The following is a 14335-nucleotide window of genomic DNA, read 5'->3' as shown; positions in this document are numbered from 1 at the left end:
AGGCTTAGCCTCCTTTTTTTATGTCTAAAATATAGCCAAGGTATATGGAGTTATATTTTTAGACTCGAATGTTACTAGCGAGTAACATTCGACTAAACTATGATTAACTAGTATAGTTTAGTGTTATGTTAACTTTCAGATTTTAAAAGACTAAATGACTGAAAAAGCTGTCAAAAGTATGACGTGTATCGGAGATTTGACGCCATGGTAAAGCGTGAGCAAGGGTTCACTTTAATAGAGGTGATGGTATCGCTGGTGATCATGGTGATTGGATTAATAGGGATATTTAACCTTCACATCGTTGCCAAGCGAGGCAGCTTCGAGTCTTTTCAGCAAACCCAGGCTTCATATTATGCCAATGATATTATTAATAGGATGAAGTTGAACCCCTCTCAGTTAACAAACTACGCAGGCACTTACAGTGGAACACCTTCCTCCGCAACGGCTTGTAATGCAGCGGTTTGTACACCATCTCAGATGCAGTTGAGGGACATTTATGAGTGGCAATCGTCATTCACGGGAGCTGACGAGACTGTAGATACACAAAATGTTGGTGGGTTAGATACGCCAACGGCCTGTATTGAGGTTAATGCTAATACAGTAACAGTTGTTCTCGCATGGCGAGGTATTAGAGAGACTAAAATTGATGCAGGTTCTCCCATCGTTGATACCTCGACACCTTGTGCTGCAAGTAAAGAGAATCGCCGCATATTTTCCATTCAAACAGTGATTATTTAGATGAAAAATATAACCAAAAATCTGAAATTATATCAGACAGGTATGTCTCTGGTTGAGTTAATGGTCGCTATGGTGATAGGCCTGTTTTTAACTGCAGGTGTGTTTACCATGTTCAGTATGTCGTCATCTAATGTGACGACAACCAGCCAGTTTAATCAATTACAAGAAAACGGTCGGATTGCATTGGCTATTATGGAGCGTGATATAAGCCAACTGGGTTTTTTTGGTGATTATACTGGGACTGATATAGATCCAACGAACCCTAATGTTATGTCGGCGGCAGTACCCAATGATTGTTTCGGTGGAGGAGCTAATAATGCGACACTTCCAAATACTTCTGGGCTCCAATTTAGGCGCGTTTGGGGTTATGAAGCTGGGGGCAGTGGAGTAGGAATAAATTGTTTGACTGGGGTGCGAGCAAATACCGATGTCATTCAACTTAAAAGACTCTTGGGGCCCGGGGCCCCTTTACCGCTTAATACTTCACGTCACTATGTCGCAACCGCATCTAATGAAGCAATTTTTTTTACTGGTGGGCAATCTTTGCCTGTTCTTGAAAATAGTCGAATTTGGGAGTATCTGCATCATATTTATTTTATTAAAAATGACGGCGAGGTACCGGTTTTGAGACGACGTACGCTGACGGTAACTAATGGTATGAATAACGAGGAGCAGCTAGTCGAAGGAATAGAAAATATTCGAGTGTTATATGGGTTTGATGATGATGCTGATGGTGTTGTGGATATATATAGATCTGTTTCTAACGTTTCAAATTCAATGTGGGAGTCTGCATTAATGAGTCCCAATACAAATGCAATATCACTTACACTACCCCGTTTGGTTGCTGTAAAAATATATGTGTTGGTTAGGTCGCTGCAAGAAGACGTTACTTACACCAATGATGTTGAATATCAGTTAGGAGATAAAACGATAGTCGCACCTAAAGACCATTATAGACGTAAGGTTATGTCAACATCCGTAATTTTAGAGAACCCAATGCTTATAGGGAGCTAAATGATGGTGCAAATCAAAAAGCAAGAAGGTATGGTGCTGTTTTTTTCGTTAATTGTTCTCATCATTATGACAGTTATAGGTGTTGCTTTAGCCGTAAATTCTACTCAATCATTAAGAATGGCAGGGGCCGGAGCTGAACGTATTGAAGCCAAGGCATTGGCTGATGGTGGTATTGCTGCCGTCTTGTTAAATAAGACTCCAGCATTTTTAGCAAGCATGTCCAATATTGATAATGACAATGCTTATTTGGGGGGGACACAAGTACTAACCCCTCTTCCTTTAGTCGATGATGGGGCTGGTGGTCTTAAGGTTGAGCCTAAAAATGTGGCTTGTCAGCGCACTGGAGCAGCTAGTAGCACAGGTTTATTTCAATGTCGACGTGTCGAAATATCCAGCCAGGTGAGTTTTGGCAGGGATAATTTAGGTCAGCTGACTGTCGTTACGGGTATTGAGCAGGAAGTGCTCAGTGGGAGTGGAATATGAAGTTTAATCAATTCTTATGTGCAAGCTTTGTCGCTGCATTGACAATGTCAGCGCAATCACAGGCTGACGATACTGATTTGTATTTAAATCCAGAGTTAACTCAAAACCGTAGTAAAGTTTTAATCATATTTGACAACTCTGGCAGTATGGATGCAGAGGTTGAAGGGGGGCAAAAGGGGTATGATCCAGATATTCCTTACCCTGCTGTTGGTAGCTCCAATTCGTATCAAGGTCGAATGATCTATTTTACTGTTGGCACGGGTATGGATGAGTCTTCATTACCTGTACCTGATAGTCCTTCTGAATCTCGGCGATTTAATGAATTAATCAATGGATGTGCTACGGCAAAAGAAGCATTGGATAAATATGGACGTTTTACAGGCTATATTCGAGAATTTAAGTTTACAGGTAATGGTAAAGGAACATGGCAGCAGATTAAAGAAAATAGCGGTGCTGAAAAGAACAATCCAGTTGATTGTGGTGAAGATATCGAAGCGGGTACAGCTGATAATAATAAAGCTTTAACTGGGTATGAGCCTGGTTACCCCCAGGATAGTGTTAAATCTGGTAATACTTATATTCCCTATGGTGCTACAGACTCTACTGCGCAAGATACAGCTAAAGCTATTGGCTTCGGAGCTGGTGAGTTAGTGACTCTATATACTGATAATTATCTGCGTTGGTACACACTGTATAAAGGTGGTTTGTTACCACCAGACGAAACTCCACCAACTCGGCTAGAAATGGCGCAGAGTGCAATTACAGGTGTAATTAGTTCTATCCCATCGGTCGATTTTGGTTTGGCTCTTTTTAATTTAAACTATCCTGAAGAAGGTGATCGAGATGGCGGGCGTATTGTCGCGGGCATTAAGCAAAGAACCAGTGCAGAAAAGGACCTATTAATTAGTACTGTAGAGAATATTCCTGCTGAGACAAATACTCCTTTGTGTGAAACGTTATTTGAAGCTTATAGATACTTTAGCGGTGGAAGTATTACTTTTGGTCATTCTGATAGTAACTATTCGAATTGGTATCGGTCTAACAGACCGCCCTATGATTCAAGTATTGAAGCTAATGGTGGCACCACTTATAAATCCCCATTATCTGAGTGTGATAAAATTGCGTACGTTATTTATATCACAGATGGTGCGCCAACAGTTGACACTAGTGCCGATGATTTTATAAAAACGTTAAATGATGCACCATATGAATATGACACCGTTAGGAATAGGTCTAGCTATTTACCTGCATTAGCTGGATATATGTATAATAATGATATAATGCCTAATGTAGAGAATTTTCAACGAGTTATTACTCATTCAATTGGTTTTAGTTTAGCGGAGGGGTCTGAAGCTGAGCCATTATTGATTGAAACAGCTAGACGTGGTGGTGGTAAGTACTTTGCCGCTAATGATACCGCTCAGTTACAAGAAAAAATTAGTAATATAGTTGATGAAATAACCAAGACCGGTCAGCGTTTTTCTGCTCCCGGAGTCGCTTTTAGTAATGCAGATCCTACAAGAACACTAGACTCTGCATATTACGCACTCTTTCGCCCTTCTCAAAGTCCAAAATGGGCAGGTAACCTCAAGAAGCTAAAAGTAAATTCAAGTGGAACTCTTGTGGATGCTACAGGGAAACCTGCTATTGATAGCTCTGGAGGTATTTCCGAAACGGCTTGTAGTTTTTGGAGTAATTGTTCAGGCTCGCCTGATGGCAATGATGTTATTCTTGGGGGGGCTGCTAGAACGATTTCTCCTGACGAACGTAACTTATATAGCGATATAGGTTCAGGTGGCTCAGTTACTACTTTATCTGTGGCTAATGCGGCATCATATGCCGGAGGAACGAGCTCTTTAGCAACATACATGTCATTGCCAGATTCGACTGCTGAGTTAAGTAAAGCGTTTGAGTGGATTAAAGGTAACAATGTTGATAAAGCTGATGATGGGGAGTTCACATCTGAGGACTTTTCCGGTGTTCGAGGCGATATAGTTGGGGACCCTCTGCATTCGCAACCGCTTGCGATAGACTATGGTGGCGACGGTTCCAATGTGATTATATTTTTTGGAACAAATCATGGGATGCTTCATGCTTTCAAAGATACAGGTACGTCAGTTTCTGAAAGTTGGGCATTTATGCCTTACCAACTACTGCCCAATGTGACGACTCTTAGAGGAAATAATTATGCCCTAGGGCATAGTGTTTATGGTTTAGATGGCTCACCGGTTGCCTATTTAGAGAGAAGTGCTAGTGGTTCTATAACTAAAGCGTGGTTATTTATTGGTATGCGAAGGGGCGGCGAAACATACTTTGCGTTTGATGTGACAGATCCTTCTGCCAAACCCAAATTATTGTGGAAAGTGTCCAATAGTACCGATGGTTTCACTGATTTAGGGCAAACTTGGTCAACCCCTGTAGTTACTAAAGTCCCTGGTTCTGATAAACCAGTAGTGATTTTCGGCGGAGGTTACAATCATGGTTATGACTCCGGTACGGGAAAAAACTCCGATGGACGTGCTGTTTTTATTGTGGACGCAGAGACAGGCTCATTAGTGCATAAATTTGGAGCGAGCGGTAATACCATATTGGCAGGTATAGAAGATTCAATCGTTGGTTCTATAGCGACGCTGGATAGCAATAGTGACGGTTATACAGATAGATTGTATGCGTCAGATTTAGGCGGTAAAGTTTGGCGAATGGACATGCCTTTTGATGATAAGACTACTTGGAGCGGATTTAAGTTCGCTGATTTTGGGGGGACATTAAGTAACGATCGTCGTTTCTTTTATGAGCCAACAGTTGCCCAAACCTATTTTACTAACACAACCAAAGTCACTGTTACTGATGCGTCAGGTACGACTACCACTGTCGCTTATCAAAATGTTCCTTATGATGCTGTGACTTTAGGTACAGGTAATAGGGCTGAACCGTTGGATCGAGTAACTAATGATATGTTTTTTGTTTTACAAGATAGGAATGTTATTACTCAACAGTTTGGTTCTGGAGGTTCTGCCGTACCTGAAGCGATTACGTTTTCAAACCTCTATGATGTGACATCAGCGTCACCGATTACGGAGGCTGAAAATATCGAATTTGGTACTAAGAAAGGTTGGTATTATGACTTTCCTGTAGCGGGAGAAAAAAGTTTATCGCCGTCAGTCATTATCAGAGGGAAAGTGTATTTTACGTCCTTTATTCCCACTCAACCAGCGGCTGATCAAGATGTGTGTACCGTTTCTTCTGTTGGTAGATTGTATACATTAGATTTGCATAAAGGGGCTCGTTATTCTGAAGAGTATGTTATTGACGTATGTGATAATTGTATTCCACAGCCGCCTAAGATTATTACCCCACCAGTAGATAAGTATATTCCTTGCGAGGGAGAGGATTGTCCACCTTGTGAAGGTGAGGGGTGTAATCCTCCTGAGCCTGAGCCTGAGCCTGAGCCTGAGGCTGATTGTGAAAGCCAGATCAGGTTGATCATTGGTAAAGGTACTTGTGATGAGAATGGATTTAATTGTACAGGAACAATTAACCTTGATGCCTGTTTAAATACAAATAAGCTTTATTATCATCAGAATGAGATTAATTAGTAATGCAAAAAGTAAAAGGCTTTACCTTAATTGAGTTGATGATCACGGTGGCAATCGTTGGGATCCTAGCTTCGATTGCCTATCCATCTTATATCGACTACATAACTAAGAGTGCTCGCTCTGAAGGGGTTGCAGCAGTGATGAGAGTGGCTAATTTACAAGAGCAGTACTATTTAGATAATCGTGCTTATGCGACCGACATGGCTAAACTCGGGCTTGCAAATCCCTTTGTTACTGAACATGGTCATTACAGTGTGGCTTCGGCTGGAACGAGCTCTTTTACCATTACAGCTACAGCTCAAGGCAGTCAAGCTGCCCGTGATTCGACATGTACGACAATCACTATGACATCTGCGGGGGTTAAAGGCCCCTCTACGGAGTGTTGGAAATGATGAAATTTATAGGAGCTTTATCTTGCTTAGTTTTATATGGCGTGACTACGTCGGCAGTGGCTGCCAAGCAGGATTATAAGTGCTTTATCAATAGTGCTAAGAAAGGCGATCAAGTCGTTTTTTATCGCTGGGATGAAAAAGATGTTCGTTTAAGGGCCGCTAGTTTACCCGGAAAGCAGTTAACGGATAAAAAGGGCAAGAAGTACTTCATTAAGGAAGTGGAGGAGTGCGTTCCTCTGAGCCAAGAGTTTAGTAGTAAAGAAGCTAAAGCTAAAGATAAGCAGACATTAAGATAACGATTTGAGCTGTGTTATAAAGCTAACTAAAAGCCCTGCGATGCAGGGCTTTTGTCATATAGGGGGCAGGAGTATAGGACTCAGGAGTATAATGCTCAGGGCGTAATATGATGTGTTAAGTGTGGTTAGCAAGAGTTGCCATCGTTGCCATAGGAGATTTTTCCGCTAGTAGTAATATCAACGCTTTGAGACTCAGCTGTTTTTCCGCCAGGACAGTAGATAAGAGTTCCGCCAGATGATAATCCCTCAGGGGAGAAGGTGATGGTACCTGAGGGTCCCTTAACTTTGTCATTGCTGTGAAAGCTGTCTATAGCTCTTAATTCTTTGTCTGTTCCTGCCGAGTTAATATATACCCGTATTCCACCACTCCAGTCTGCACTAGTGCCGCAAGTGCTTACACTAGCGAATGGACAGACATTAACGGTTGCACCGTAGCTAATGGCTTGGTTGCGCGCAAAAGCCATAACATTGTGAATCTTTTCAACGTTGCTATTGGTCCTAAATCCCTCATACATAGACACTAGCGAGGGAACACCAATGGTGAGTAAAATGGCTGCTACGGCAATGGTGACCATCAACTCGACTAGTGTAAATCCTTGTGAACGATTGCGCATGCTTATTAATCCTCGCGAAGCCTTGAGTAAGTATAAGCGAGATGTAAGCGGATTTCAGTATATATAACTCATTCTTTTTAATGCCAATAGTTTGGCATTAAAAAGGAATTTGGCAGAAACTGATATTGCTCTTTTATTGCGAAATATTAATTGGATAAAACTATCTTCTACCCGTCACAGCTAATATTTGTATCTTTTGAAAATCTTACCCTTCCAGCTTGATTAACTATTACCGCTTTAGAATAGGGGTTAGTTTTTGAACTTGGACAGTATCGCAATGTGCCATTAGTGCCTGATGCTAATCCATCAGGCTGAAAGCGTGCCGCAGCGCGGTTGTAGTAAACGAAGTCATCGCGATCGAATGAGGCTGTTTGCATCAATAGTTTGTCATTACCATCGAGCTGATTGCTGGTACCTGAGTCAGTAAAAACACTGAGTCCTAAGTGCCAATCATTAGTGCATTGATTATCTTTGACTGGGCATACCGTTACCCGCACACCATAATTAATGGCGGCATTTCGAGCAAACTGCAGTGTTTGTTGGATGATTCTTATCGCTGCATCGGCGCGATATACCTGATGTAGGCTGGATAAGTTGGGTACTGCTATGGAGAGGAGTATAGTAGCGACCGACAGCGTCACCATTAACTCAATTAAGGTAAAACCACAGGAAAATCCACAGGTAAATCCATTTTGATTTTTCATCGTTCATTCCTTGAACATTTATTTTGCCTGTATTCCACAGCCACAGGCTAATTGAGACAAATATAACGTCACAACTAACCAGTATAGTTAGCTATCTTTGTGCTTGGATGCGGTTTTTATATTGTTGCGTTCTATGAATACAGCTTCTTTTTGCATATTGATATAATCGGCTTCTGTGTATTTATGGGGCGTGATAAGCTATTGTTTCAGGTGGTTAGTCGTTGAGTTATTTTAATGGGAGCGTTTGATGAAGAAAGTTGAGGCCATTATTAAGCCGTTCAAGTTAGATGATGTGCGGGAATCTCTGGCAGAAATTGGTATTACCGGCATGACTGTTTCTGAAGTCAAAGGTTTTGGTCGTCAAAAAGGTCATACAGAGCTCTATCGTGGTGCCGAGTATATGGTCGATTTCCTTCCTAAGGTTAAAATTGAGCTAGTTATTCAAGATGAGCAATTGGAACAGGCTATAGAGGTTATTGTTGATACCGCAAGGACAGGCAAGATCGGCGACGGAAAAATATTTGTCACCGAGGTTGAGCGTGTTATCCGTATTCGAACAGGTGAAGAGAACGAAGAAGCTGTTTAATTGCGCTTGTTAATTCGTTTTATAGAAAGCCGTTAAATACTATATTTAACGGCTTTTACTTTTTAATATTATAGCGTTGAAGACTTGAGTGGACGTGAAGATGAATCTCTGATCACTGGCTCAGGAACAAAAACTTCATCTTGTAAGATGTTGTCGCTTTTGGTTTGATTCGCGATTAATAGCTCTGTGGCAGTTTGTGCTATCTTGCCATTCGGTTGATGTACTGTGGTTAGTTTGGGCCAAGTTTGTCGTGAAAACGGACTGTCTTCGAAGCCTACTATCGATAACTCGGAAGGGATGGCAATACCTTCTAAACGTGCCGCAAATAGTGCGCCGGCGGCGATTTCATCGTTACAGGCAACAATTGCAGTTGGCTTACAAGGGTTATTTAGCAGTGTTTTAGCACCTTCTACTCCAGACTCAAAAGAGTATTGACCATCGATGATATAACTATCATCGATAGGTAAATGATTTTTCTCCATGGCGAATTTAAAACCGGCTAAACGTTCTTTGGTTGATTCATGTTGGTGATCACCACTGATAAAGGCGATACGTTTATGGCCTAAGTCGATTAAGTGTTGAGTGATTGATACCGCGCCATGTTTATCGTTCACTAACACTGACAATCCACCATGCTTGTCAGCAACTTCGCCAGCAATAATCCTAACGTAATTAGCTCCTATAGTGTTTAACGCGTCTAAAACTTTAGGGTTTTCAGATAAAGGTGGTGTTAACACTAAGCCTGAGAGTCTTGCATGGCGAACCATATCTGTTAGTTCTTGGCAGATGTTATCTGATGTGGCATCACAAGGGTGAATAAGAAGCTCATAGCCTCTTTGTTTACATGATGACAAAATTCCGTTCTGCATATCAATGACATAGTAAGCATTTGGGTTATCGTAAACGAACGCGATGACATAAGATTTTGTGCCAGCCAAATTTCTTGCTGCGACATTGGGCTGGTAGTTTAAAGCCGTAATTGCTTCATTGACTTTGTCGATAGTGGCTTGTCTGACCGAGGGCTCTTTATTGGTTACCCTAGATACGGTTTTGATTGATACCCCAGCATATTTTGCGACATCATTAATGGTTACTTTCATCTAGCGGATACTCGTTGTCGTAGGCGCACAGTTGCAAACTACAGAATTTAATTTTATTCAAACGATGTGCTGTATATATAAACAGCAGATCACACTTCCCCTGACGACAATATTGCTAACTTTTGACTCAATAAGCAATCATCAAATTAATTTTCACACATTGGACATACCAAGTTACGTTTGTGACGGTAACGAAATATTAGAGTTTATATTATTTAACTTCAAATAGTTATGGTTGTGCTATTCGTTTGTGGTTAATGATTTATCGGGCGTTAAGTCGGGTGGTGTCCATCTTTAAGTTATTTTGTTGTGGCGCATTTGTTAATTGTTGTGTAATCTTTAACCTCACATGACAGCGTTGTCATTCCTAGTTAAAGGAATGGGCATGGAAAATAAAACGATAATAAAGTTATGGAAGGGAAATGAGATGCGACCATCTACTTTTAAGAAAAGTGTACTAGCTACAAATATTGCATTACTGATGAGTGGTGCTTTGTCTGTTTCTGCAATGGCGGCTGAAGCCGATGCAGAAGCTGTCAATACAGATAATATTGAAAAAATTGAAGTACGTGGTTTACGTGCATCAATGAAAGCTTCTATCAACGCAAAACGATTTTCAGATGCGGTTGTAGATGCAGTTACTGCTGAAGATATTGGTAAGTTTCCTGACGGTGATGTGGGTGAGTCTTTGGCCCGTATTCCTGGTGTGACCGTCAACCGTCAATTTGGTCAAGGTCAACAGGTTTCAATTCGTGGTGCTTCATCACAGTTGACTCGTACTTTGCTTAATGGCCACTCAGTTGCGTCAACGGGGTGGTTTGATCAACAGGCGATTGACCGCAGTTTTAACTACTCTTTATTACCACCTGAAATGGTAAGTGGTATCGAGGTTTATAAATCTTCTCAAGCTGATATCACTGAAGGTGGGATTGGTGGTACGGTTATCGTTAAAACTCGTAAACCGCTAGATTTAGACGCTAATACTGTTTTTGTTAGTGCAAAAGGCGATTACGGTACGGTGTCTGAAGCAACGGATCCTGCGCTTTCCGGCTTATATAGCTGGAAAAATGACAGTGAAAACTTTGGTATTTTAGTGTCGGCAGCGGGTTCTCAAACCGAATATCAGCGTAACGGTATTGAAACGCTCCTCGGTTGGGGCGAGATTGTGCCAACAACTTTCCAACAAGATCGTGAGCGTACCGCTTACAACATTGCCCTACAGTATCGTCCAACCGATAATCTAGAGTTTGGCTTAACTGCGACTAGCCTAGATCTTAAGGCAAACAACGCTAACACCTCTATTTTCCTTTTCCCAACACAGCAGGGGGTCAGTACTTGTAATCAGACTAACGCCGCAGGTGTTTGTACTGATATTACTCATACGGGAGAAGGCGGATTTGCTTGGGCACAGACGTGGGCTCGTGAAGCAGAAATGTCTTCAGACACTTACGACTTTGACTTTAAATATGAAGCCGATAACTTCACCCTAGAAGGCAGAGTGGGTAATACCAGTGCTGATGGCGGCACTAGTTTAACGTCTAACTACGGTAACTCTATCGGTCAGCCTGGTGATTTTGCTGGCCACTATGATGCAACCGGCGAAAAGATTTTAATCGATATTGCTAAGCAATCTTTCGACGCTGATGACTTTAATGGTCAGCTTGAGACTGCTGGTTGGGCGCTTAAACAGCAACCAAACACAGACGAAGAGACTTATGCGCAAGTTGATTTAACTTTCCCTGTTGATTTTGGGGCTATTACTTCGATTAAAGCGGGTGTTCGTTACGCCGATCACGATGTAACTCAAGAAACGGATGCCGCTATTGTTGGTGATATCGTTGCTAGGGATGCATCTGAATATTACTCTGGTACTATGTCTGCCGGTGCTGGTTTTACATTACCTAAACCTAATTTCGATGCCATGATCCGTGATGCGAAAGCGGCTGTCGATGGCTTTACTCGTGACAAATCGGGTTACGGTACCTTGAATGAGAAAAACCTTGCGGCATACGCAATGGCTAATTTCGAAGGCGAGGGTATTCGAGGTAACTTTGGTTTACGTTTCATCTCTACCGATATTGAGTCCGATTACTATGCTCTGAGTGATTCAGGTCAATTTGCTGATGACCTTAGCACTGATAAGTCTAGCTATAGCGATGTGTTACCTAGTATCAACGTGGCATTTGATCTAACACAAGATCTTATTTTGCGTACGTCAGCAGCTCAGGTTATATCACGTCCTAACTATTCAGAGTTATTTGCAACGTCAACGCTTCCTGGTTTAAATGATGGTACTCCTGGTAACGAGAAGCTTAACCGCGGCTCAGTTGCATTGGATCCGTTTAAAGCGACTCAGGCTGATGTTAGCTTAGAGTGGTACTTTGGTGGTGAAGGCTTAGCGTCAGTGACTTACTTCATTAAGGATGTAAGCTCATTCATCACTACTCGTCAAAAGCTAAATCAACAGATCGGTATTGAAGACAACAACCTAATAGAGCAAGGTGGAAGTGCTTGTGGTGTTGGCATTTACGATTGCTGGACGGTAAGTGAAAAATACAATGCTAACGGCGGACGTATTGAAGGGGTTGAGCTACAACTTCAAGATTCGTTCGACAGTGGTTTAGGTTACTCTGTTAACTATACCTTTGCTGATGCGGGTTCGCCTAGCGAGAACTATCCAGATTCGGTTGGTGTCTTCTCTGATTCATCTAAGCACACGGTTAACTTAGTGGGCTACTATGAGATGGATAGCTTCAATGCCCGTTTAGCCTATAACTGGCGCAGCGAGTATATGATGCGTGAACTTCCAGGCTTCTATGGTAACCGTCAGCACGAAGATTACGGTTCACTGGATTTAAGCATGAACTACAGTGTGACCGATTGGCTAGATATTACTTTTGAAGCCGTTAATTTGACTGAAGAAGACAGTATTCAAACTGGTGTCGCACCGCTAGATGCTGAAGTTATTTCTGAGTTTAAGGCTGATTACCCAGTATGGAGCTTTGATGGTGAAGCGAGATACAAAGTGGGTGTAGCGCTAAGATTTTAATAGCACTCAAATTCTACTAGCACTAGGCTGCTAGTAGAGTTCAGTTATAAATTAGCTTAAGAGCCCGGCATCCGCTGGGCTCTTTTATAAAAGAGCTAAAAGGTATAGCTGTTGTTGATATTCTCGGTTACATGGTTAGATTGGGTTAAGTATGGATATAAAAAAAATCATCATTGTCGGTGGCGGTACTGCTGGTTGGCTCGCCGCAAACCATATTGGCAAAGCCTTTGAGGGGAATGATACCGTCTCTATTAGCCTTATTGAGTCACCCGATATTCCAACAATTGGCGTCGGCGAAGGCACAGTCCCAGCTATTCGTAAGAGTTTAAAGCAATTTGGGATTAGCGAGAGCGAGTTTATTAGAAGCTGTGATGTGACATTTAAACAGTCGATTAAATTTGTTAATTGGATGGACAAACATCGTCATGGTGAGGGGAACTTTTATCATCACCTCTTCGATATGCCAAGTCCGTTAGGTGAGGATTTAACTGAATACTGGTTAAGAGAGCGAAGCGGCTCTGATGGTGCTCCCTCTTTTGGTGAGTTTTATGGTGAGCTCGTCTCGCCTCAACATGCCGTATGTGAATCCTATAAAGCGCCTAAGCAGATAACCCATGCTGAATATGAAGGCTCACTTGGCTACGCTTATCATCTTAATGCCGCAAAGTTCGCTTTACTGTTAGCCAGTAACGCAAAAACTCGTTTCAATGTGGAGCATATCAGCGCAAATGTCGTTGATGTAAGGCTTAATGAAACTGGCCATATTGAATCGCTTAAAACCGATAGTCAGGGTAGGTTATATGCTGATTTTTATATCGACTGTAGTGGATTTGAAGCGCTACTCATCGATAAGGCCCTAAAGGTGCCTTTTGTCGATAAATCTAACGAGCTGTTTGTCGATAGGGCGGTTGCCGTTCAGGTACCTATTGCTGAAGATGCACCTATTCCGCCTTTTACCATTGCAACGGCCCACCAAGCTGGATGGATCTGGGATATTGCCTTAACTAATCGGCGCGGCGTAGGCTTTGTTTATTCATCAAAGTATATGAATGAACAAACCGCCCTTAAAAAGTTGGAGTATTATCTAGGTGAGGATTTAGCCCAATACCAGCATCGTGTATTACCGATGAAAGTGGGTTATAGGAAGCAATTTTTTTATAAAAATTGTTTGTCTTTAGGTTTGGCTCAAGGCTTTTTAGAGCCGCTGGAAGCGACTTCTATCCTATTAACCGATTTCGCTGCAGGCTATTTGGCGAGTCGATTTCCGACTGACGTAGATGAGCTTGATTTGCTGTCTGCGCAGTTTAATAAGGTGATGACCTATGCATGGGAAAGGGTTGTCGAGTTTGTTAAGTTACACTACTGCATATCAGATCGCAGTGATTCGCCGTTTTGGATTGATAATCGAGATCCCAGTTCTATTCCGCCAGAGCTAATAAAAAGATTAACACTCTGGCAAACCCATATCCCAATTAGGGAAGATTTCTTTAGTAAGTTTGAGGTGTTTGATTTAGATAACTATCTCTATGTGCTTTACGGTATGGCTTACGGTACTTCTTTAAGAACTAGTCTTTCAACAGACAAGAGGCAATGGAAGGCACATAGTGAACGTATTAAACAGGTTGGAGATGCATTGACTCAAGAGTTACCTCAGCATAGGCAATTGCTCGATAAAATCATTCGCTATGGATTACAGAAAACCTGAGATAAAAAGGGCGGGGACGTCGTTAATTAGGGGCTGCAAACTAGCGGACTTCAAATCA

12 protein-coding genes are annotated in these 14335 nt (G+C 41.9%); 9 read left to right on the top strand and 3 right to left on the bottom strand.

All coding sequences use genetic code 11. The features are described 5' to 3' along the window. Positions 1 to 204: 204 nt before the first annotated feature. The 6 genes from pilV to K0I62_RS14505 are packed head-to-tail and all read left to right on the top strand — an operon-like array spanning position 205 to position 6519. Positions 205 to 738: a type IV pilus modification protein PilV gene (gene pilV / locus K0I62_RS14530; RefSeq protein WP_220068791.1), complete on the top strand. Its 534-nt coding sequence runs from the start codon at positions 205 to 207 to the stop codon at positions 736 to 738. Further along, entirely contained in the window at positions 739 to 1752 is a 1014-nt protein-coding gene (locus K0I62_RS14525; RefSeq protein WP_220068790.1) for a PilW family protein, read from the top strand. A 12-nt stretch (positions 1753 to 1764) separates the two neighbouring features. After that, positions 1765 to 2235, top strand: a complete 471-nt coding sequence (locus tag K0I62_RS14520) for a pilus assembly PilX family protein (protein ID WP_220071403.1) — start codon at positions 1765 to 1767, stop codon at positions 2233 to 2235. Further along, complete coding sequence (locus K0I62_RS14515; protein WP_220068789.1) at positions 2232 to 5831, top strand: pilus assembly protein; 3600 nt, start codon at positions 2232 to 2234, stop codon at positions 5829 to 5831. The genes K0I62_RS14520 and K0I62_RS14515 overlap by 4 nt, the downstream gene beginning before the upstream one ends. 2 nt (positions 5832 to 5833) lie before the next feature. Then, complete coding sequence (locus K0I62_RS14510) at positions 5834 to 6223, top strand: type IV pilin protein (protein WP_220068788.1); 390 nt, start codon at positions 5834 to 5836, stop codon at positions 6221 to 6223. Further along, the gene (locus K0I62_RS14505) at positions 6220 to 6519 is read left to right on the top strand and encodes a TapY2 family type IVa secretion system protein (RefSeq protein ID WP_220068787.1); all 300 of its coding nucleotides are present in this window, start codon (positions 6220 to 6222) and stop codon (positions 6517 to 6519) included. Before K0I62_RS14510 ends, K0I62_RS14505 begins: the two co-directional genes overlap by 4 nt. 125 nt (positions 6520 to 6644) lie before the next feature. Here the strand turns inward: K0I62_RS14505 and K0I62_RS14500 are convergent, their stop codons facing one another. Together K0I62_RS14500 and K0I62_RS14495 are read right to left on the bottom strand one after the other, a co-directional pair. After that, positions 6645 to 7133, bottom strand: coding sequence for a GspH/FimT family pseudopilin (locus tag K0I62_RS14500; protein ID WP_220068786.1), 489 nt, complete (start codon positions 7131 to 7133; stop codon positions 6645 to 6647). A gap of 167 nt (positions 7134 to 7300) precedes the next feature. Beyond that, positions 7301 to 7837, bottom strand: coding sequence for a GspH/FimT family pseudopilin (locus tag K0I62_RS14495; protein WP_220068785.1), 537 nt, complete (start codon positions 7835 to 7837; stop codon positions 7301 to 7303). Between the two features lie 247 nt (positions 7838 to 8084). Between K0I62_RS14495 and K0I62_RS14490 the strand changes: the two genes are divergently transcribed. After that, entirely contained in the window at positions 8085 to 8423 is a 339-nt protein-coding gene (locus K0I62_RS14490) for a P-II family nitrogen regulator (protein WP_110456541.1), read from the top strand. Between the two features lie 68 nt (positions 8424 to 8491). Here the strand turns inward: K0I62_RS14490 and K0I62_RS14485 are convergent, their stop codons facing one another. Then, complete coding sequence (locus tag K0I62_RS14485; protein ID WP_220068784.1) at positions 8492 to 9523, bottom strand: LacI family DNA-binding transcriptional regulator; 1032 nt, start codon at positions 9521 to 9523, stop codon at positions 8492 to 8494. Between the two features lie 427 nt (positions 9524 to 9950). Between K0I62_RS14485 and K0I62_RS14480 the strand changes: the two genes are divergently transcribed. Both K0I62_RS14480 and K0I62_RS14475 read left to right on the top strand, forming a co-directional pair. Further along, the gene (locus K0I62_RS14480) at positions 9951 to 12572 is read left to right on the top strand and encodes a TonB-dependent receptor (RefSeq protein WP_220071402.1); all 2622 of its coding nucleotides are present in this window, start codon (positions 9951 to 9953) and stop codon (positions 12570 to 12572) included. A gap of 151 nt (positions 12573 to 12723) precedes the next feature. After that, positions 12724 to 14277, top strand: a complete 1554-nt coding sequence (locus K0I62_RS14475) for a tryptophan halogenase family protein (RefSeq protein WP_220068783.1) — start codon at positions 12724 to 12726, stop codon at positions 14275 to 14277. Positions 14278 to 14335: the final 58 nt, after the last annotated feature.

It is taken from the genome of Shewanella psychrotolerans (assembly GCF_019457595.1).
In the GTDB taxonomy this organism is placed as follows: domain Bacteria; phylum Pseudomonadota; class Gammaproteobacteria; order Enterobacterales; family Shewanellaceae; genus Shewanella; species Shewanella psychrotolerans.
This window is presented reverse-complemented; position numbering and strand designations above follow the sequence as displayed.

What these genes read in the sequence shown, in the direction of transcription:
- pilV (WP_220068791.1), top strand. Translation starts at nt 205, where the DNA reads ATGGTAAAGCGTGAGCAAGGGTTCACTTTAATAGAGGTGATGGTATCG.
- K0I62_RS14525 (WP_220068790.1), top strand. Translation starts at nt 739, where the DNA reads ATGAAAAATATAACCAAAAATCTGAAATTATATCAGACAGGTATGTCT.
- K0I62_RS14515 (WP_220068789.1), top strand. Translation starts at nt 2,232, where the DNA reads ATGAAGTTTAATCAATTCTTATGTGCAAGCTTTGTCGCTGCATTGACA.
- K0I62_RS14510 (WP_220068788.1), top strand. Translation starts at nt 5,834, where the DNA reads ATGCAAAAAGTAAAAGGCTTTACCTTAATTGAGTTGATGATCACGGTG.
- K0I62_RS14505 (WP_220068787.1), top strand. Translation starts at nt 6,220, where the DNA reads ATGATGAAATTTATAGGAGCTTTATCTTGCTTAGTTTTATATGGCGTG.
- K0I62_RS14500 (WP_220068786.1), bottom strand. Translation starts at nt 7,133, where the DNA reads ATGCGCAATCGTTCACAAGGATTTACACTAGTCGAGTTGATGGTCACC.
- K0I62_RS14495 (WP_220068785.1), bottom strand. Translation starts at nt 7,837, where the DNA reads ATGAAAAATCAAAATGGATTTACCTGTGGATTTTCCTGTGGTTTTACC.
- K0I62_RS14490 (WP_110456541.1), top strand. Translation starts at nt 8,085, where the DNA reads ATGAAGAAAGTTGAGGCCATTATTAAGCCGTTCAAGTTAGATGATGTG.
- K0I62_RS14485 (WP_220068784.1), bottom strand. Translation starts at nt 9,523, where the DNA reads ATGAAAGTAACCATTAATGATGTCGCAAAATATGCTGGGGTATCAATC.
- K0I62_RS14480 (WP_220071402.1), top strand. Translation starts at nt 9,951, where the DNA reads ATGCGACCATCTACTTTTAAGAAAAGTGTACTAGCTACAAATATTGCA.
- K0I62_RS14475 (WP_220068783.1), top strand. Translation starts at nt 12,724, where the DNA reads ATGGATATAAAAAAAATCATCATTGTCGGTGGCGGTACTGCTGGTTGG.